Annotated in this window: 18 protein-coding genes; 14 read left to right on the top strand and 4 right to left on the bottom strand. The window is 71.8% G+C overall.

The window, feature by feature from the left end; genetic code table 11:
• The first annotated feature begins 35 nt into the window (after positions 1-35).
• The 3 genes from EJG53_RS43705 to EJG53_RS37020 all read left to right on the top strand — a co-directional run bounded on the left by EJG53_RS43705 (position 36) and on the right by EJG53_RS37020 (position 1787).
• On the top strand, positions 36-506 hold the full coding sequence (locus EJG53_RS43705) for a hypothetical protein (protein ID WP_307721710.1): 471 nt from the start codon (positions 36-38) through the stop codon (positions 504-506).
• Positions 503-1012 carry a GNAT family N-acetyltransferase gene (locus EJG53_RS43700; protein ID WP_307721709.1) on the top strand — a complete coding sequence of 170 codons (510 nt, stop codon included), beginning with the start codon at positions 503-505 and terminating at the stop codon, positions 1010-1012. The genes EJG53_RS43705 and EJG53_RS43700 overlap by 4 nt, the downstream gene beginning before the upstream one ends.
• 106 nt (positions 1013-1118) lie before the next feature.
• The gene (locus tag EJG53_RS37020) at positions 1119-1787 is read left to right on the top strand and encodes an alpha-ketoglutarate-dependent dioxygenase AlkB family protein (protein ID WP_125048534.1); all 669 of its coding nucleotides are present in this window, start codon (positions 1119-1121) and stop codon (positions 1785-1787) included.
• Between the two features lie 33 nt (positions 1788-1820).
• Here EJG53_RS37020 and EJG53_RS37015 read toward each other — a convergent pair whose 3' ends face one another.
• Entirely contained in the window at positions 1821-2399 is a 579-nt protein-coding gene (locus EJG53_RS37015; RefSeq protein WP_125048533.1) for a pyridoxamine 5'-phosphate oxidase family protein, read from the bottom strand.
• A gap of 119 nt (positions 2400-2518) precedes the next feature.
• Between EJG53_RS37015 and EJG53_RS37010 the strand changes: the two genes are divergently transcribed.
• On the top strand, positions 2519-2818 hold the full coding sequence (locus EJG53_RS37010) for a DUF2277 domain-containing protein (RefSeq protein ID WP_244955495.1): 300 nt from the start codon (positions 2519-2521) through the stop codon (positions 2816-2818).
• On the opposite strand, the gene EJG53_RS37005 is transcribed toward EJG53_RS37010, so the two are convergent.
• Complete coding sequence (locus EJG53_RS37005; RefSeq protein ID WP_125048532.1) at positions 2767-3756, bottom strand: endonuclease/exonuclease/phosphatase family protein; 990 nt, start codon at positions 3754-3756, stop codon at positions 2767-2769. The two genes, EJG53_RS37010 and EJG53_RS37005, sit on opposite strands and share 52 nt — an antisense overlap.
• A gap of 370 nt (positions 3757-4126) precedes the next feature.
• On the bottom strand, positions 4127-4744 hold the full coding sequence (locus EJG53_RS37000; RefSeq protein ID WP_125048531.1) for a flavin reductase family protein: 618 nt from the start codon (positions 4742-4744) through the stop codon (positions 4127-4129).
• Between the two features lie 341 nt (positions 4745-5085).
• Between EJG53_RS37000 and EJG53_RS36995 the strand changes: the two genes are divergently transcribed.
• The 3 genes from EJG53_RS36995 (at position 5086) to EJG53_RS36985 (ending at position 9014) form a co-directional block, all read left to right on the top strand.
• Entirely contained in the window at positions 5086-6240 is a 1155-nt protein-coding gene (locus tag EJG53_RS36995; RefSeq protein WP_125048530.1) for a right-handed parallel beta-helix repeat-containing protein, read from the top strand.
• Between the two features lie 224 nt (positions 6241-6464).
• Positions 6465-6992: a DUF4232 domain-containing protein gene (locus EJG53_RS36990; protein WP_125048529.1), complete on the top strand. Its 528-nt coding sequence runs from the start codon at positions 6465-6467 to the stop codon at positions 6990-6992.
• Positions 6993-7463: 471 nt separating this feature from the next.
• Entirely contained in the window at positions 7464-9014 is a 1551-nt protein-coding gene (locus tag EJG53_RS36985; RefSeq protein WP_244955494.1) for a M4 family metallopeptidase, read from the top strand.
• A gap of 158 nt (positions 9015-9172) precedes the next feature.
• Here EJG53_RS36985 and EJG53_RS36980 read toward each other — a convergent pair whose 3' ends face one another.
• A complete protein-coding gene (locus tag EJG53_RS36980; RefSeq protein WP_125048527.1) occupies positions 9173-9631 on the bottom strand; it encodes a nuclear transport factor 2 family protein in 459 nt (152 codons plus the stop codon).
• Positions 9632-9731: 100 nt separating this feature from the next.
• Here EJG53_RS36980 and EJG53_RS36975 point away from each other — a divergent pair, with 100 nt between their 5' ends.
• The 7 genes from EJG53_RS36975 (at position 9732) to EJG53_RS36945 (ending at position 18241) form a co-directional block, all read left to right on the top strand.
• Entirely contained in the window at positions 9732-10319 is a 588-nt protein-coding gene (locus EJG53_RS36975) for a TetR/AcrR family transcriptional regulator (RefSeq protein ID WP_125048526.1), read from the top strand.
• 396 nt (positions 10320-10715) lie between these two features.
• On the top strand, positions 10716-10964 hold the full coding sequence (locus tag EJG53_RS36970; RefSeq protein ID WP_030021841.1) for a hypothetical protein: 249 nt from the start codon (positions 10716-10718) through the stop codon (positions 10962-10964).
• A 2-nt stretch (positions 10965-10966) separates the two neighbouring features.
• The gene (locus EJG53_RS36965) at positions 10967-11179 is read left to right on the top strand and encodes a hypothetical protein (RefSeq protein WP_125048525.1); all 213 of its coding nucleotides are present in this window, start codon (positions 10967-10969) and stop codon (positions 11177-11179) included.
• 304 nt (positions 11180-11483) lie between these two features.
• On the top strand, positions 11484-12845 hold the full coding sequence (locus tag EJG53_RS36960) for an ATP-binding protein (protein ID WP_371858770.1): 1362 nt from the start codon (positions 11484-11486) through the stop codon (positions 12843-12845).
• 160 nt (positions 12846-13005) lie between these two features.
• Complete coding sequence (locus EJG53_RS36955) at positions 13006-13755, top strand: GntR family transcriptional regulator (RefSeq protein ID WP_244955493.1); 750 nt, start codon at positions 13006-13008, stop codon at positions 13753-13755.
• A 198-nt stretch (positions 13756-13953) separates the two neighbouring features.
• Positions 13954-16287, top strand: a complete 2334-nt coding sequence (locus tag EJG53_RS36950; protein WP_125048524.1) for a collagenase — start codon at positions 13954-13956, stop codon at positions 16285-16287.
• A gap of 313 nt (positions 16288-16600) precedes the next feature.
• A complete protein-coding gene (locus EJG53_RS36945) occupies positions 16601-18241 on the top strand; it encodes an APC family permease (RefSeq protein WP_371858769.1) in 1641 nt (546 codons plus the stop codon).
• The last annotated feature ends 114 nt before the right edge of the window (positions 18242-18355 follow it).

Genomic DNA, 18355 nt, shown 5'->3' with positions numbered 1-18355 from the left:
GGCGGTGCGGGGCGTACCGCTGCTTGGATGCGGGCGTGAACGCTGCCGAGATGGACGAGAACCGCGACGCCGACCTGCTGCTGGAGCAGTTGCTCGGCCGGATCGAGGAGTACTACGACGCCGTTCCGCGCAGCGCCGCCCGCGCCGAGGACTTCGGGACGCTGACCCTCTTCGTACGCGACGGCCGGGGCTGGCCGTACTACGCGCGGCCCGCTCTCGGACGCACGGGGGACGCGGTGACCACCGCCGAGGTGGAGCGGGTCCGGGACCGGCAGCGGGAGCTGGGCGTGCCGGAGAACTTCGAGTGGGTGGCCGAGAACTCGCCGCACCTGCGCGCCGCGGTGGAGGAATCGGGGCTGGTGGTGCATGAGCACCCGCTGCTCGCCCTGGATCTGAGCAGGGGCGGGCAGCGGAAGAGGAGGGGACGGGGGCGGCATCGGGGGCTGCGGGTGCAGTTGGGGCGGGAGCTGCTGGTGGGGCCGGGGAGGCGGTGTGCGTCCGGGTGATCGAGGACGGTGACCCGGCGCTGCCGTACGCCCTCGCCGTACCGTACGTCGCCTTCGCGCAGCCCGACACCCAGGTGGGCGCGGCGGGCACCCGCGAGCTGGCGGAGGCGGCCCGGCAGCTCGCCGAGGACGGGTCGGTGGACGTCGTGGCGGAGCGCATACGGGACGGGTACACCGCCGTGGCGGTGGCGGAGGAGGACGGCGTCGCCCTGTGCGCCGGCCAGCATCAGCCGGTCGGCGCGGTCAGCGAGATCGTCGGCGTGGGGACGCTTCCCAGCGCCCGCCGTCGCGGTCTGGGCCTCGCGGTGACCGCCGCGCTGGTGGCCGACGCCCGTGAGCGGGGGGTCCGTACGGTGTTCCTGGCGGCGAACAACGACGATGTGGCACGGATCTACGAGCGGCTCGGTTTCCGGCGAATCGCCACCGCGCTGATCGCGGAGCCGGTGGAGGCGGCGGGGGCTGGGGAGACCGGAGAGGCTGCAGAGGCTGTGGAGCCCGCGGAGTAGCCGATGGTGCCGGTGAGGGAAAATGGGGCGTGCGGGGCGGGGCCAGGACCAGGACCGAGGTCAGGGTCGGTACCGAGCCAGGACCGGGAGTGAGGTTGTTGTGGACATGCCCTTGCCCGGCTTCGGCGGTCCGGAACGGGTACGGTCCCGGCCCGCGCCGGGCGCGGTGCACGTGCCGGGCTGGCTGTCCCTGGAGCGCCAGCGGGAGCTGGTCGCCGCCTGCCGTGACTGGGCACGGGGGCCGGTTCCGCTCCGGCACACCCGGCTGCCGCGCGGCGGCGTCATGTCCGTACAGACGGTGTGCCTCGGCTGGCACTGGCAGCCGTACACGTACCGGCGCACCGCCGACGACGTCAACGGCGCCCGCGTCGCCGCGTTCCCGGACTGGCTGGTGGAGCTGGGGCGGGCGGCGCTGGCCGACGCGTACGAGGACACGGCCGCCGGGGACGGCTACACGCCGGACACCGCTCTGATCAACTTCTACGACGACCGGGCCACGATGGGGATGCACCAGGACAAGGACGAGCGGTCCGGCGACCCGGTCGTCTCGCTCAGCATCGGCGACACCTGCGTCTTCCGCTTCGGCAACACCGAGTCCCGCGGGCGTCCCTACACCGACATCGAGCTGGCTTCCGGCGATCTGTTCGTGTTCGGCGGACCGTCGCGGTTCGCCTACCACGGGGTGACGAAGGTACGTCCGGGGACCGGCGACCCCGCGACGGGGCTGGCGAGCGGGCGCCTCAACATCACGCTCCGGGTCACCGGGCTGGAGTAGGAGGAGAGCGTCCTCTGCCGGGCCCACCGGCCGCTACTGGGCCGTTCCGGCCAGCAGCCAGCGGTCGACCGGCACCTCGAAGAGCACCCGGCCCGAGCGTCCCGAGGCCGACGGGGGTGTGGCGGTCACGTCCCAGTCGTACTTCGCGAGGAAGGCGGTGACGACGTCGGAGGGTACGGGTACGGGCGCGGCGGGGTCGGACGGCGCGGCGGCTGTGGCGGACGGTGTGGGTGCGGCCTCGGGGGCCGGTTCGGCGTCCGGAGCGGCCGCGGCGCCTGGCGTCACGTGCCATATCCGGGCGCGCCCCTCCGCCACGACCGGGGCCTCGCCGCCCTCCAGGGCCAGCGAGATCCGCGGGTCGTTCTCGATGTTGCGCAGCTTCACCGAGGCGCGGTCCGCGCCGATCCACCACGTGCCGCGTACGAAGACGAACCAGACGGGCGTGACGTGCGGCGAACCGTTCCGGCGCAGTGTGCACAGCCAGACGATCCGCTCGGTGGCCAGGCGGCTGCGGACAGCCGGGTCGAGGTCCTGAAGATTCTGAAGGCCCGGTGAGCGCTCGGAGTCGGAGGAGGGGGCGGAGGGCAGCCGTGCGTGATCCTGATCGTTCATGTCGGCATTCCAGCAGAGGAAGGAAGGGACGAGAACGGCGGGACGCTATTTCGAGCACATGTTTGATTGAGTGGGGTGAAACGCCTGCCCCGGCCGGGCCGGGGAGGCACACTGGAGACATGTGCCGAAGCATCAAGACGCTCAGGCCCCCGGCCACGCCCGACGTCACCGAGGACGACATACGGGCCGCGGCCCTCCAGTACGTACGCAAGGTCTCCGGGTTCCGCGCGCCGGCCGCGCACAACCGGGAGGTGTTCGAGCAGGCCGTGGACGCGGTGACGGCCGCGACGCACGACCTGCTGGCCGGACTTCACATACGGGGCCGCAGCGGCGGCAACGGGAATGGCGGCGGCGGTGACGAGGCCGGTCAGCCCTTGGGGGCCTCGGGCAACTCCAGCAGCGCGCGCACCGGCAAGTGATCGCTGGGGAACTGACCGCCCTCGGAGAACGTGTCGATCACGGCGCGGTGGGTGCGGACCGACGGTGACGTGAGGATCCAGTCGATCCGTTCGCCGTCCCGTACCAGCGGCCGGTAGCCGTGGTAAGTGGCGTACAGGGTGCTGCGCGAATCGGCCGTGTCCCAGGTGTCCACGAGTGAGCCCCGGCCGAGCATCGTGTCGTACACCGGGTTGTTGTGGGCGGGGACGTTGAAGTCGCCGGTGACGATGCGCGGGATCGCCGGGTCCAGCGCGCGCAGCCGGTCGGTGATCAGGGCAGCGGAGCGCTCGCGGGAGTACTGGTTGAGGTGGTCGAGGTGGGTGTTGAGGGCGTAGAACTCACCGCCGGTACGCAGGTCCCGGAACCGCACCCAGGTCGCCATCCGGATGACTGTGTTGCCCCACGTCGCCGAACCGATCAGGTACGGGGTGTCGGAGAGCCAGAAATGGTCGTACTCGACCGGGGTCAGCCGGTGGACGTCGTAGAAGAGGGTGGCGAACTCGTCGCGGCTGCCGCCGCCCCGGCCCGTGCCCAGCCAGGCGTAGTCGTCGCCGAGGTCTTCCGCGATGTCCTGCAACTGGTGGTAGAGGCCCTCCTGCATACCGAGCAGGTGCGGCGCGACCCGGTGCAGCAACTCCCGCATGACCGGGCGGCGTTCGGGCCAGGAGTTGGGGCGCTGGTCCGAGGCGTACCGGAGATTGAACGTCATGGCGCGCAGCCGCCGGTCGCCTCGGGCGGCGTGCGCGGTGCCGCCTCCGTAGGCGAGGGCCGGCGTACCGACCGCGGTCGCCGCGACGGCGCGCAGTGCCGTACGGCGGCTGAAGGGCCCCACGGAGGCGCGAGCGGCGCCCGCGGGCTCCGGTGCCGCGTCCGTCGGGAATTCCGGCACCGCGGCGGGGCAGCCCGTCGATCTGGTCATCGCATCTCCAGTGGCCGGTGGCCCGCCACGTCTGCGGGCCGGGTCACTGAAGAGTCTCGGAGACCAGGGTGATGCGGAAGTGGACAGAAGGGGGAGGGGGTCGAAACGCGCTACTCGCAACGCGCCACTCCCCCGGCGTCTGCTGGATCCGACGGGGGCGCGGAGCCGGGCGCACGAAGCCGGGGGCCTGCACCTGTCGGGTCCGGGCGCTCGGTACTGGGCCCTCCGTGCCCGCTCCCGAGCGCCCGGTTCGAGCGTGCCTCCGGTCGCCGGTCTCCGGCCTCTGACCGCCGGTCTCCGCCCCCTGGCCTCCGGCTCCGGCCCCTGGCCTCCGGCCCCGGCTCCGGCCAGGCTCAGTCTCCCGCTCCCGTCAGGCCCCCGCTGCCGGCCCCTGCCAATCCGCGTACCGGATACGGGAGATCTCCCGTACGTCGCCGATCGTCCCCCACTCGTCCTTGCCGAGCCGGGACAGCGGCCGCATCTTCCGGACCTCCGGGTGACCGTCGGCCATGACCTCTTCCGCCACAGCGGCGTGCACCACCCGGCCGAAGACGACGGTCGAGTCACCAAGACGCAGTGTGCTGTGCAGTTCGCACTCGAAGGCCACCGGCGAGGCGGCGACCCGCGGCGGCTTGACCCGCAGACTCGGTTCGGGAGCCACCCCCACCGCGTCGAACTCGCTCACCCCGTGCGGGAAGTCGGTCGCCGTCTCGTTGATCTGACCGGCGAGTTCCTCCGGCGCGAGGTTCACGACGAACTGGCCGGTCTCCTCGATGTTGCGGAGGGAGTCCTTCCGTCCGACGGCCGAGAACTGCAGGACGGGCGGCGCCACGCAGGCGATGTTGAAGAAGGAGTGCGGGGCCAGATTGGCCACGCCCTCGCCGGAGACGGTGGACACCCAGGCGATGGGCCGCGGCACCACGGTCGCCGTGAGCAGCCGGTAGAAGCCTTGCCGGTCGAACTGTGCGGGGTCGAAGTCGATACGCATGAAGATCAGTATCCATCCCTGCCGATCCGCGGCCCAGCGCCGCCGTGCCGCCGTTCCGCCGCGAGGAAGTCCGGGTACGGGGGCGGACACGGACGCCAGGGACGGGCGACGGACACCGGCCGGCGAAGCTACGGGCCTGCACCGGCTCAATCCCACTGTCTCAAGGTGAGACGACGGCAAGCGCAAGCGCCGCACGCGTCCCATACGCGGCCCCAGCCCCGCACACGCCCCTCCCCCAAACGGCAACCTTTTCCTCCCCGGCGGCGACAAGGACATGCGCGGCCCGGGGCGACGAGCCCGGCCGGCCGCCGCTCCCGTCCCCCACGAGAGGAACAACTGCCGTGCGCAGCAACACCGGTCGCCACCGCAGGACCCGCACCCTGACCGTCGCCACCGCCGTCGCCGTGACCGCCGGTGCGGGAGGCGCCTGGCTCGCGCTCGCCCCCGGTACGGCCGGAGCGGCCCCCCAGGCCGTCGTCGTCTCGACCACCGCGGCCCTCCAGGACGCCGTCGCGCATGCCGCCGCAGGCACCACCATTCAGGTGCGCGGCGGTACGTACTACCCGACGAGCAGCCTCAAGAGCTCCGCCGACGGCACGCCCACGGCCCGTATCACCCTCGCCGCGTACGGCAGCGAGAAGGTGCGGATCGACGGGTCGAAACTGCCCGCCGGGTCCTGGCTGGCCGGGATATCCGGCGACTACTGGACCGTACGGAACCTCACCTTCCAGAAGTCGCCCGCGCACGGCTTCGTCGCCACGTCCTCCACCGGCGGCGTCTTCGAGAACCTGGTGACCGCCGACAACGGCAACTCGGGCTTCACCCTGCGCGGCGAAGGCACCAACGACAATCTCGTACAGAACCTGGACAGTCACGGCAACTACGACCGGGCCACGCACGGCCAGAACGCGGACGGCATCGCCGTGAAGTTCGGTTCGGGCCACGGCAACCGGATCACGGGGGCGCGGCTGTACGAGAACGCCGATGACGGGCTGGACCTGTGGAAGTTCGCCGGTCCGGTCACCATCGAGCACACCTGGGCCTACGGCAACGGCAAGAACCGCTGGCAGGACCCCGCCTTCGAGGGCAACGGCAACGGATTCAAGCTGGGGGGCGGCGGTACGGTCGCCGCGCACACGGTGATCAACAACGCGGCCTGGGACAACACGCTCCACGGCTTCACCGAGAACAGCAACCCCGGCGCCACCACCCTCCAGCGCAACACCGCCTACGCCAACCGGAAGGCGGGCTTCTACTTCGCCACGGGCACGGCGCGGCTGGCGAAGAACCTGGCCGCCGCCAACGGCGACCGGCCCGCCAAGGTGGGCCCCTCCGCCGTGTCGGCCGGGAACAACTGGGACCGCGGCGTGGCGACGCCCGCGTTCCGGTCCACCGACGCACGTACCGCGTACGGACCCCGCCGCGCGGACGGCTCACTCCCGGTGACCACCTTCCTGACCACCGGGAACGCTCCCATCGGGTCGACCATGAACTGATCGGGACGGCACCCGTCCGGCATTGCGAGGCTGCCCCGCGACGTTAGCCGAGTGTTAGCCGTTCATCAGCGGCCGCACGCAAGGTGGAGTGCACGGGGACAAGGAAGGCCGTACCGGCCCGCCACCTTGTCGGGGCACGTGTCGAATTGCGTGTATGGGGCAGGCGGGTGGGTGCATCACGAGCGTTTTCCCCGGAATGCCGGGGAAGAGGGAGATGATCAGACATGCGTGGTCTGCGTACCGCAGCCGCCGTTGCCGCTGCCGCCGCCCTGGCCGCCGGAGCGAGCGCGGGCGTCGCCTCCGCCGCCGGCCCGGAGGCGCCCCGCGCCGAAGCCTGCCAGCCGGGGACGCTGAAGGTCACCACGACGGACGCGGGCGGGAGCCAGGCCGGAATGAACCACGCGGGCACCTACCTGCGGATGGAGAACGTCGGCAAGAGCACCTGCACGATATCCGGCTACCCGGGTCTGGCACTGGAGGGCGCCGGACATACGGCGATCAAGACCACGGCGCGGCACGGTGACACGTACTTCGCCAAGGACCCGGGCGTGCACCCGGTCACGCTGAAGCCGGGCAAGAGCGCCTACGCCGACCTCGTGTGGACGCACACCGGCGCGAACACCGCGCACGCCAAGTACCTGCAGGTCTCGCCGCGAGGCGGAAACGGACACAGTGTGATCCCGTTCGACCAGGAAGTGGACAACGGCACGCTGTCCGTGACCGCTTGGTCGGCGAAGCTGCCCACCTCCTGAGGCAGCGTTCCGTAGCGGTACGGAGGCCCGGCGTCCGATGGCGGCGCCGGGCCTCCGGCATGCGGCAGGGCGGCGACGTACACCACGTCAGGCCGGTCGGCAGCCCCGCGGACTCACGGAGCAGCCAACCGGCAGACCCGCGGACCCGCCACCCGACAGCCCCCGACCTCCACCCCGCACGCCACGAACCGTTCACAAAAGCGGTCCGTAACCGACCAGAAATCGGTGACAAACAACCGCATTTCGGCAAACCCCCTGTGAAATCCTTGTTGAAGACCTGACAAGGACGGTCAGGTGATGGCACTCTCCTCTCGATTCACTCCTGCACCACCGGGCGGCCCGACAGGGCCCGCCCTCCCCCTCATTCGGGCCGCACCCATGCGGCTCGCGCTAGGAGACTGAGTTGAGACGCATGACCTCCACCCCCGCAAGTACACCCTCCGTGCCGCCGCGCTGGTCGCCTCCGCCGCGATGGTCGCGGTCACCGTCCAGACCGGGTCGGCGACCGCGCAGCCCGACGCCGCGACCGGCGCGTCCGCCGTCGCGCTGTCCGCCCAGCAGCGAGTGACCGCGATCAAGAGCGCGCAGGCCGAAGCCGCCGGCACCGCGCAGAAGATCGGCCTCGGCGGTCAGGAGAAGCTCGTCGCCCGCGACGTCATCAAGGACGCGGACGGCACGGTGCACACGCGCTACGAGCGCACGTACGAGGGCCTGCCGGTCCTCGGCGGGGACCTGGTCGTCCACGAGAAGAAGAACGGCACCCGCACGGTCGACAAGGCGACGCAGGCCAAGATAGCCGTGTCCACCACGGACGCCGCCCAGCCGGCCGCCAGCGCCAAGAAGAGCGCGCTGTCCGCTTCCGCCGCCGAGAAGAACACCAAGGCCGAGGCCAAGGACGCGCCGCGCAAGGTGATCTGGGCCGCCTCCGGCAAGCCCGTCCTGGCGTACGAGACCGTGGTGACCGGCGTCCAGAAGGACGGCACGCCCAGCGAGCTGCACGTCATCACCGACGCGAAGACCGGGGCCAAGCTCTTCCAGGACGAGGCGATCGAGACCGGTACGGGTACCAGCTCGTACAGCGGCACCGTTCCGCTCACCACCACCAAGAGCGGCAGCACCTACAACCTCACCGACGGCGCCCGCGGCGGCCACAAGACGTACGACCTCAAGCAGGGCACGTCCGGCACCGGCACACTCTTCACCGACGCCGACGACAAGTGGGGCGGCGGCCGCCAGACCGCGGCCGTGGACGCGCACTACGGCGCGGCGGTCACCTGGGACTTCTACAAGAACGTCCTCGGCCGCAACGGCATCCGCAACGACGGCAAGGGCGCCTACTCCCGCGTCCACTACGGCAACAGCTACGTCAACGCCTTCTGGCAGGACTCCTGCTTCTGCATGACGTACGGCGACGGCCAGAACAACGCCAACCCGCTGACCGCGCTGGACGTGGCCGCGCACGAGATGAGCCACGGCGTCACCGCCGCCACCGCCAAGCTCAACTACAGCGGCGAGTCCGGCGGCCTGAACGAGGCCACGTCCGACATCTTCGGCACGGCGACCGAGTTCTACGCCAACAACGCGGTCGACAAGGGTGACTACCTCATCGGCGAGAAGATCGACATCAACGGTGACGGCACGCCGCTGCGCTACATGGACAAGCCCTCCAAGGACGGCGCGTCCAAGGACTACTGGTCCTCGTCGCTGGGCGGCATCGACGTGCACTACTCCTCGGGTCCGGCCAACCACTTCTTCTACCTGCTGTCCGAGGGCAGCGGCACGAAGACGATCAACGGCGTGACCTACAACAGCCCGACCTACGACAACTCGAAGGTCACCGGCATCGGCCGCGACAAGGCCGAGAAGATCTGGTACCGCGCGCTGACCACGTACTTCACCTCCACCACGAAGTACGCGGGCGCCCGCACCGGCACGCTGAAGGCCGCCGCCGACCTGTACGGCGCCACCAGCACCGAGTACAAGACGGTCGCGGCCGCGTGGACCGCGATCAACGTGAAGTGAGCACGGTGAGCACCGTGTGACGCCGGTCCCGGCGCGCCCGTCGTCGTCAACGGCGCGCCGGACCACCGCACGGCTCCGCCCCGCCGGGACTCCCGGCGGGGCGGAGTGCGTCACGGCGCCAGGACCGCGCGGCTCAAGGTCATCGGCCCGAGGTCAGGTCACCGGACCGGGATGAGGCTCCGGTCCTCCTCGGCCGGCCGCGGGCCGAAGATCCGCCGCTCCGCCTCGCTGATCCGTACGTCGTTGATGCTCGCCTCGCGGCGCCGCATCAGCCCCTCGCCGGTGAACTCCCACAGCTCGTTGCCGTAGCCGCGCCACCACTGGCCGGTGGCGTCGTGGAACTCGTACTGGAACCGCACCGCGATCCGGTCGTCCTGGAAGGACCACAGTTCCTTGCGCAGGGCGTAGTCCAGCTCCCGCGACCACTTCTCGCGGAGGAAGGCCGTGACCTCGGCGCGGCCGGTGAGGAACGTGTCCCGGTTCCGCCAGACCGTGTCCTCGGTGTAGGCGAGGGCCACGTGTTCGGGGTCGCGGGTGTTCCAGGCGTCCTCGGCGGCCCGGACCTTCTTGAGCGCGCTCTCCCGGTCGAACGGCGGGAGCGGGGGGCGTGACGTCATGACGGACTCCTTGCAGGAGGAACCACACGGAGAACGGGCGTTCTCCGCGTCGTCCGCTACTCTAGAGAACGAGCGTTCTCGGCGACAACAGGAGGGCCTTGTGCATCAGGAAGAAGCCCGGGTACGGCTGCTCGACGCCGCCGAGGAACTGTTCTACGCCCGCGGCGTCCAGGCCGTGGGCATGGACGAGATCCGCGCCGCGTCCGGAGTGTCGCTGAAGCGGCTGTACCAGTCCTTCCCCTCCAAGCACGAGCTGGTGGAGTCCTACCTGCGGCACCGCGACGAGCGCTGGCGCGCGGCCCTGGCCGACTACGTGACGGAGCACGCCGCAACGCCCGAGGACGCGCCGGCGGCCGTCTTCGACTGGCTGCACACCTGGTTCACCGCGCCGGGCTTCCGGGGCTGCGCGTTCATCAACGCGTTCGGCGAGCTGGGCGCCGTCTCCGAAGGTGTGGCCCGCGCCGCGCGCGACCACAAGGACGCCGTGCACGCGTACGTCTCCGGCCTCGTACGGGAACTGCCGGCCGACGATCCGGCCGCGCTGGCCGAGCAGTTGGCGCTGCTGATCGACGGCGCCATCACGACGGCCACCATCAGCGGCACCCCGGACGCGGCCCTGCGCGCCCGTGACGCCGCCGTGACGCTGGTGAGGGCGGCGATGCCGGCCGGGACGCGAACGCGCGCCTGAGCCCCCGGGAATCCAGGAATCCGAGAATCCGGGAGCCTGGGACACCGCTTCTCTGGGCAATGCTCTGGGGAAAGCCTTTGCGCGCCGCGCTTATCCGGAATCGGAACACGGCATTTCCCGACGTCCGCCGCACTCCGGCATCCATCACACCCCGTACTGCGTCACGCGCGGCAGCGGCGGATTCCTTCGTCGGGCGTAGCCGGACAGCCCGTCGCATTCGCCGCGTCCACGCGGCTGCGCCAATTCTCCGGTGAAGTGCGCGATGAATTCACCCCTCCTCTTGCCCGGCCGCCGGGCACCCGTGACGCTGGCCGTCCCGCCCCGCCCGCAGGGTTCTTCCCCGTGCGTACGGGCCGGGAAGTCCGAGCACGAGTTCTACGAAACGAGGAGCACGGCATGGCGTGGACCGCCGGAGGTGGCACCATCGCACCGGGTGCCACACAGGAATGGACGTTCGACTGGGGCGGCAACGGGGACGTCGGCCCGCAATTGATTCAGGCTCGCCCGCTCAACCCCAACGGACTCTTGTTCACCACCGAGATCGGTGAAGTACTGGACGGCAACAACCACCTTTCCTACCGGGCCCGGGTCCGTAATGCCGGGCCCCTGACCGTCACCTTCCAATGGCGCGGCGGGAGCGTGTAGCCATGGCCACGATTCAGGTACTGCTCGACGAATCGGGCGCGATTCTGGGCACCACGCAGGGCCCCGACTCCGCATCCGGCGAATCCGCCCCGGCCCAGGTGGGCCTGGTGGCCGGGCCGGGCCAGCAAGTGGTCGAGGTCGAGGTCGCCGACGCGGTGCTGGAAGGCGCTCCGGCGGAGCTGCACACCTACCTCAGGACCAACCTGCTCGGCTGAGACACGGAACACGCGAGCCGAACAGGCGCGGAAAGCAGGACAGGCGCGGCCCCCGGTTCCGACCGGGGGCCGCGTCCCGCTGCTGCCCGCCGACCGGGCCGGTCCGCCCAGGCAGCCGGCCGCCGTCACCACGGGCAGTGACGAAACCGTTCACCCGCTTATGAGCATTCGTTACGCAATCGCCGGATTGCCGCAACGGAGGGGAGCCAACATCATGCGACGTAGGGTTTCCCTCTGGCCCGCGTCCCCGTAACCACCGACTGGAACCACTGTGCCCCTCCCCCGCTCCCCCGCAGGCCGCACGGTGAGCGCCGGTACACCGAGGGCCGGCACACACCGGTGGCGGCGGCTGCCTTCCTGGACGGCGACGCTGCGGTGGAAGGCCGCGCTGTTCATCATGGTGATGTGCTGCTTCCTGGCCGCGGTCCTCGGCGTGCTGGTCCACGTCCTGGTCAGCCGGCAGAGCGAGGAGCAGGCCCGGAACGCGGCCCTGGACCGGCTGGAGTCGGTGGTCGAGACGTACGTCGCCGGGGAGCCGCTCAGCCGTGACGCGGGCCTGGACCCGCCGGGCCTGCCGTCCGCGCTGCGCGACATGGCGCGGCGGGGCGAGCGCGGTACCCAGCTCGGCGAGCGTGACGGCCGCCCGACGATGTGGGCGGTGACCCCCGCCGACGGCCGGGTGCTGGCCGTCGGCCAGGACTACAGCCAGCGGGCGGTGGTCATCAGCGGGCTGGACCAGGCCATCATCGGGTCGTCGGCCGTCGCCATCACCCTGACGCTCATCGTCGGCATCTACGCCACCAGGAGCGTCACCCGGCGGCTGCACCGGACCGCGCAGGTGGCGCGCCGGATCAGCGACGGCGACCTCGACGCGCGGGTGGACGACCCCCGCGCCCAGTGCCCGGGGTACGCGCGGGACGAGACCGCCGCCGTGGCCGCCGCGCTCGACGCGATGGCCGCGAGCCTGCAGAGCAAGCTGCACAGCGAGCAGCGGTTCACCGCCGATGTCGCCCATGAGCTGCGCACCCCGCTCACCGGTCTGCACGCGGCCGCCGAGCTGCTGCCCGCCGGGCGGCCCACCGAGATGGTGCAGGAGCGCGTCCAGGCCATGCGGCGGCTGACCGAGGACCTGCTGGAGATCTCCCGGCTGGACGCGGAGGTGGAGCGCGCCGATCTCGACGTGCACCGACTGGGGCCGCTGGCCGAGCGCGCGGTACGGGCCACCGGGCTCACGGCGGAGGTCCGGGTGGTACGGGACTGCCGGGTGGAGACCGACCAGCGGCGGCTGGAGCGCGTCCTGGGCAATCTCGTCGCCAACGCGCACAAGCACGGCCGTCCGCCGGTGGTCCTGACCGTCGACGGGCCGGTCGTCACGGTACGCGACCACGGCGACGGCTACCCCGACGAGCTGCTCGCCGAGGGCCCGCAGCGCTTCCGTACGCAGCCCGGGAAGGGCCGGAAGGGCGGCGGGCACGGCCTCGGGCTGACGATCGCGGTCGGGCAGGCGCGCGTCCTCGGTACGACCCTGCGCTTCTCCAACGCTCCCGACGGCGGCGCGGTCGCCGAACTCACCGTCCGCCGGGCGGACACGGACCGGCGGTCCGCGACGGAGGGCAGCCCGTCGGAGGAGGCGGAAGCGAAGGAGGAGGGCCCTCGGGAGCCCTGAGGGCGCTGAGGGCGCCGAGGCCGTCGGGCAAACCGAGAGCACTGAGGGCATCCCATCCCAACGCCCCTTGTACAGCTCACCGTTGACGTGAACCCTGTGTACGCTGGCCTCCTGTCCACGCCGGTACGGCGCCCCGTCAGGGGCCCACCCAGGGGGCGATGTGAAGCACCTCGGACCGATCACCGGCCAGGAGCGGTTGCGGGACCGCGCGGCGCACGCCCTGCGCGCCGCGCTGATCGCCGGCGAACTGCGCCCCGGCACCGTGCACTCCGCCCCGGCGCTGGCCGCCGGGTTCGGCATCTCGGCGACGCCCGTACGGGAAGCGATGCTCGACCTGGCGCGCGAGGGGCTGGTGGAGCCGGTGCGCAACAAGGGGTTCCGGGTCACCGAGGTGAGCGAGCGCGATCTGGACCAGTTCGCGGAGATCCGTGCCCTGATCGAGGTGCCGACGGTGGGCCGGGTGGTCCGGCTGGCCACCAGCGAGCAGTTGGCCGCGCTGCGCCCGTTGGCCGAGGAAATCGTCCGTGCCGCGCGCGACCACGACCTCATCGGCTATCTGGAGGCCGACCGCCGCTTCCACCTGGGTTTCCTGGCCCTCTCGGGCAACGCGCGGCTCGTGGAGACCGTCGGTGACCTGCGCAAACGCTCCCGCCTGTACGGGCTGACCGGGCTCGACGAGCGCGGCGAGCTGCTGCCGTCAGCGGAGGAGCACCTGGAACTGCTGGAGCTGGCCCTGGCGGGCGACGCCACGGGGGCGGAGGCGTGCATGGCGCGCCACCTGGGGCACGTGCGGTCGCTGTGGGCACGGTCCGGGGACGAGCCCGCCGGGCGGCGTGCCGTGCGGGGTGGCCGGAGGACGGCCCGTGCGCCCCGGGCCCGTACGGCTTCGGGGTCCCGAAAACAGCCCTGAAAGCGGTGGCGGGGAGCGGCGGACCCGGGGGAAGCAGAACCGAAAGACGCATCCGACGGGTTGTCAGTGCAATGTCACATTACTAGGTTACGGGGCGCACAGCGGCCCCGCGTGGCGCCAACTACCGCCCACAGCACGCCTGTTGAGCGGCCGCACGTGCGCGTACGTGCCGTACACCCCTCTACACAGGAGCAGCCGGTGTTTCCGTTACGCACTGTGCGCAAGGGCCTGCTCAGCGCCGTCCTGTCGGTGGGACTCGCCCTCCCCGCGGCCCAGGCCGCCCAAGGCGCGGCACCCGCCCGGCCACCGGTCGCCCCAGCGACGGCCGTGGCGCCCTCCCCCCACAAGGCGGACGGCAGCGGCACCGAGCGGGCCGACCGGTTCGCCGACGCCCCCGACCCGGCCGCACGGGACCTGCCGCCCGGCAACGGCCGCGTCCCCCGGGGCCGTACCCCCGGCGACCTGGTGCGGGACGCTTCCGACGCGCCCCACCGCCCGGGTACCACGGCCCCCTGCACCCTGGACGCGCTGACCCGCCTCACCCCGGACGCCCTCACGGACTTCCTCACCGACCCGGCCGTCACCGCCGAGGGCTGTCTGCGCGGCCTGATCTGGACCTGGGACGCGCGGCTCGCCCCCGTGATGTCGCGGGCGCACGTACAGGCCGTGTCCCGCCGGATCAGCGCGCTCGCGCCGGGGCACGACGCGACGGACGCCACCCACCTCTACGAGCTGTTCACCTACCTGCACTCCGTCGTCTACCACGACTTCTCGCGCGGCGAGATCGATGTGACGGACGCGCCCACGGTCGGGGCGATGCGGGCGGCCGTCGCCGCGTACGGGACCGCGGCCCGCACCTTCGAGCCCACCCGGCACAACGCCGAGACGCTGCGCGAAGCCCTCACCACGGCCAGCGCGCCAGGGCTGCGCCAGCACCAACTCCCGCTGATAGTCCGGACTCTCGGCACCATGGGGCCCGGCAAGCCGACCGCCACGGACCCGACGTGGGGCGGTGCCGCCCTCGCCGCCCTCACCGTCAACTACCTCGGCGTGTACCCCGGAAACAACGACACCGCCTTCCGGGCGGCCGTCACCGCCGACGCCGCGTACCGCGCCGCCTTCCGCGCCTTCGCCGGGCACACGCACCTGAAGGGGACGGTGAACGCCTGGGCGGTGCGCGACGCCCTGGGCGAGTACGGCCGCTTCGGGCAGATCGATTCCCTCAAGCCCGCCGTCGTCGGCGACCTCGGCGCATTGCTGACCGTCGCGGAGAGCAACTTCGGCCGGCGGAGCGCCCCGTGGGCCGGTGTGGCGGGCTGGCTGAACTACTACGGCGTCTGCGCGCGGTACGGCGTCTGCCTCCCGCAGATCGAGAACGAGATCTTCCCGCACACGTACACCTACGACCGGGGCGCCCTCGAAGTCCGTACGGCACTCGACCGGACCACCGTCGACCAGCTCTACTACGCGAGCAAGAAGGTCCGGGCCCAGTTCTTCCGGGTGCTCGGCGCGGACACGCCGCTGGCCGGTGACACCAACGCCACGCTGCACGTCCACCTGTACGCGTCCCGTGCCGAGTACGAGATCATGCACCCGCTGCTGACCGGTATGGGCACCGACAACGGCGGCGTCTACATCGAGAACGGGGCGACGTTCTACACGTACCAGCGGCGCGTGCCGCAGGACTCCACCCTCACCCTCGAAGAGCTGTTCCGGCACGAGTACACCCACTACCTCAACGGCCGCTGGGCCGTTCCCGGCAGCTTCGGTGACGCGCCCTGGTATACCGGCGACCTCACCACGGCCATGGACGAGGGCACCGCCGAGTTCTTCGCCGGGGGCACCCGCGACGACGGAATCCGGGTACGCAAAGCGCTGGTCGAGGGCGTCATCGCGGACACGGCGGGCGGCGGCCCCCGAATGAGCGTCGACCGGCTGCCGCACGCCACGTACGCCGGTGACGGCTTCCGCTTCTACCACTACGCCGGGACCTTCTTCGAGTTCTTGTGGCAGCAGCGCCCGTCGCTGATCCGGGAGATGTACGGCTACCAGCGCGCCGACGACCCGAAGGGGTTCGACGCCTGGCGGAGCAGGCTGGGGGCGGACGGCGCGCTCCAGCGGGCGTACGACGCGTTCCTCGACGCGCGGATCGCCGAGGTGGGCGACCTGTACGTGCCCCGCACCACCTTCCACCCGGTCGCCTCGCTGCGCTTCGCCGAGGCGTCCGAGGTCCGGGCCGCCTTCGCCGGCGCCACTTCCGTCACCCCCGCCTGCACGGGCAGCGGCGAGACGGGCGGCCGGGCCCGCTTCACCTGCACCGGCCGGATCACCGCCAATCTCTCCGACGCCCGGAACCCCGACCGGGTCTTCACCGACATGTCGGAGACCGTCGACTACTTCCTGCTGGACCGGGCCGGCGCCGCGGCCGACAACCTCGCCGACATGGACTGCTTCTTCGGGGCCGTGGACGTCTGGTCCGACGGCCGGGCCGGGAGCGCGCCCTTCACGTGCGAGGGGCCGCTGCGTAGCTGACCGGCGGGCGACGGGGCGCGGGGCGGTGGTCCGCGCCCCGTCCCGCGCCCCCCGATCGGGGACGTTTCGAACAACAGCACGTAGATTTCACACAGCCGTAATCTCCCTCCCTCCCGGCAGGCGTGCCACCGAGGTTGCCGCCGGAGCCCTGCCCGCCCGACCGGGCATTTCGGACACCCGAGGCCGCGTCGTGCGTGGTGACGTGCGTCCGCACCGCGTCGGAACGGCAGAATCCGCAGGGGCACGCATCCGCCGGCGCACACCGCGTCCGGGCCGCGCGCGCCGTCGGTAGGGACGTCAGGGAGGAAGTTCGGTGTCGGAACGTCAGGTGACGGGTGAGGTCGACGAGGCCGGTGCGCCCGTGGTGGCGCAGGAGCGCCGATTGCGCCGCGACCTGGGGTTCTGGGGGCTCACCGCGATCGGATTCTCGAACATCGTGGGGTCCGGCTGGCTGTTCGCCGCCCTGTACGCGGCCCAGACGGCGGGCCCCGCGTCCCTGCTGTCCTGGATCGGCGCGGGTCTGCTGTGCGGCCTGGTGGCCCTGGTCATGATCGAGCTGGGCGCGTCGCGGCCCGAGGGCGGCGGTACGGTCCGCTGGCCGCTGTTCGCCAGCGGCCGGCTGGTCGGCACCCTGGTGGGCTGGTCGGTGCTGCTCTCGGTGGGCGGCACCGCGGCCGAGATCAGCGCGATCATGCAGTACGCCGCGCACTACGTGCCCGGTCTCTACAGCGGCCACACCCTGACCCTGACCGGGGTGGGCGTCGCCGCCGCGCTGAGCGTGGTCCTGACGGCGCTGAACTGGTACGCGGTACGGATGTTCGCGCGGCTGAACAACCTGGTCTCGGTGTTCAAGATCGCGGTGCCGGTGGTGACCGTGATCGCGCTCATCGCCTCCGGCTGGCACGAGGGGCGGCTGACCGACCACGGCGGGTTCGCGCCGTACGGGTACGCGGCCTGCCTGACCGCGCTGGCCGGCGGTGGCATCGTCTACTCCGTCAACGGCTTCCAGGCGCCGCTGGACTTCTCCGGCGAGGCCCGCAACCCCCGCAAGACCATCCCCGCCGCCGTCCTCACCGGCATCGCGCTGGCCGTCGCCATGTATCTGGCGCTGCAGGTGGCGTTCCTGTTCACGGTTCCCGAGAGTGTGCTCGGCGGCGGCTGGAAGGGCGTCTCCTTCGAGTCCCCGTTCGGGCAGCTCGCGTTGATCCTCAACCTGCACTGGCTGTCCAGCCTGCTGTACGCGGACGCGGTGATCTCCCCCGGCGGCTCGGCGTACGTGGGCGTGGCCATCAACGCCCGGCACACCTACGCGCTCGCCAAGAACCGCACGATCCCGAGGTTCTTCATGAAGGTCAACGAGCGGTTCGGGGTGCCGCGCCGGGCGCTGGCGATCAACCTCGCGGTGATCGTGATCTTCCTGCTGCCGTTCGGCGGCTGGCAGGACATCGTGAGCGTGATGGGCAACATGTACCTGCTGATCTACGGCGCTTCGGCGGTCGCCGCCGCCGTGTTCCTCGCCGATCCGGGGAGCAGCACCACCGGCTGGGTGCCGGGGCTGCGCTGGATCGCGCCCGTCAGCTTCGTGGTGGCCAGCGAGTTCGTCTACTGGTCGGGCTGGCACACCCTGCGCCTGGCGCTGCCGCTGGTCCTCGCCGGGCTGCTGATCTTCCTGGCCATGCGGCGCTCCGGGAACGGCGCGGCGGACGCCGTCGGCGACCGGGACGGTGCCGGGCGGCGCCTGCCGCTGCTCGCCGAACTGCGGACCGGTGCCTGGCTGGTGACGTACCTGGCGGTGCTGACCGTGCTGTCGTGGCTGGGCAGCTTCGGGGGCGCCACGCGGCTGCCGGCCCCCTACGACTCGCTGGTGGTGGCGGTCTTCGCGGTCGCGGTCTTCTTCTGGGCCGTACGGTCCGGCGTCCGGCATCTGACGGAGTCGCGTACCGCCACCGGGTGACCGGTCGGCGGGGAGACGGCGGGCCGGCGACGGAAAGATGGCGGTGAGGCGGCGGGGAGGCGGTGCCCGCGGCCGGTCCGCCCCGGCCGGTTCCGCGGATGAGGTGGCCTGGGG

It is taken from the genome of Streptomyces chrestomyceticus JCM 4735 (assembly GCF_003865135.1).
Taxonomy (GTDB): Bacteria; Actinomycetota; Actinomycetes; order Streptomycetales; family Streptomycetaceae; genus Streptomyces; species Streptomyces chrestomyceticus.
The sequence above is the reverse complement of the archived record's forward strand: the minus strand, read 5'-3'. Positions and strand labels throughout refer to the sequence as shown.

Bases quoted from the DNA above. Each gene is read 5' to 3' on its own strand.
- EJG53_RS37020 (WP_125048534.1), top strand. From the start codon at position 1,119: ATGCCCTTGCCCGGCTTCGGCGGTCCGGAACGGGTACGGTCCCGGCCC.
- EJG53_RS37015 (WP_125048533.1), bottom strand. From the start codon at position 2,399: ATGAACGATCAGGATCACGCACGGCTGCCCTCCGCCCCCTCCTCCGAC.
- EJG53_RS37010 (WP_244955495.1), top strand. From the start codon at position 2,519: ATGTGCCGAAGCATCAAGACGCTCAGGCCCCCGGCCACGCCCGACGTC.
- EJG53_RS37005 (WP_125048532.1), bottom strand. From the start codon at position 3,756: ATGACCAGATCGACGGGCTGCCCCGCCGCGGTGCCGGAATTCCCGACG.
- EJG53_RS37000 (WP_125048531.1), bottom strand. From the start codon at position 4,744: ATGCGTATCGACTTCGACCCCGCACAGTTCGACCGGCAAGGCTTCTAC.
- EJG53_RS36990 (WP_125048529.1), top strand. From the start codon at position 6,465: ATGCGTGGTCTGCGTACCGCAGCCGCCGTTGCCGCTGCCGCCGCCCTG.
- EJG53_RS36985 (WP_244955494.1), top strand. From the start codon at position 7,464: ATGGTCGCGGTCACCGTCCAGACCGGGTCGGCGACCGCGCAGCCCGAC.
- EJG53_RS36980 (WP_125048527.1), bottom strand. From the start codon at position 9,631: ATGACGTCACGCCCCCCGCTCCCGCCGTTCGACCGGGAGAGCGCGCTC.
- EJG53_RS36970 (WP_030021841.1), top strand. From the start codon at position 10,716: ATGGCGTGGACCGCCGGAGGTGGCACCATCGCACCGGGTGCCACACAG.
- EJG53_RS36965 (WP_125048525.1), top strand. From the start codon at position 10,967: ATGGCCACGATTCAGGTACTGCTCGACGAATCGGGCGCGATTCTGGGC.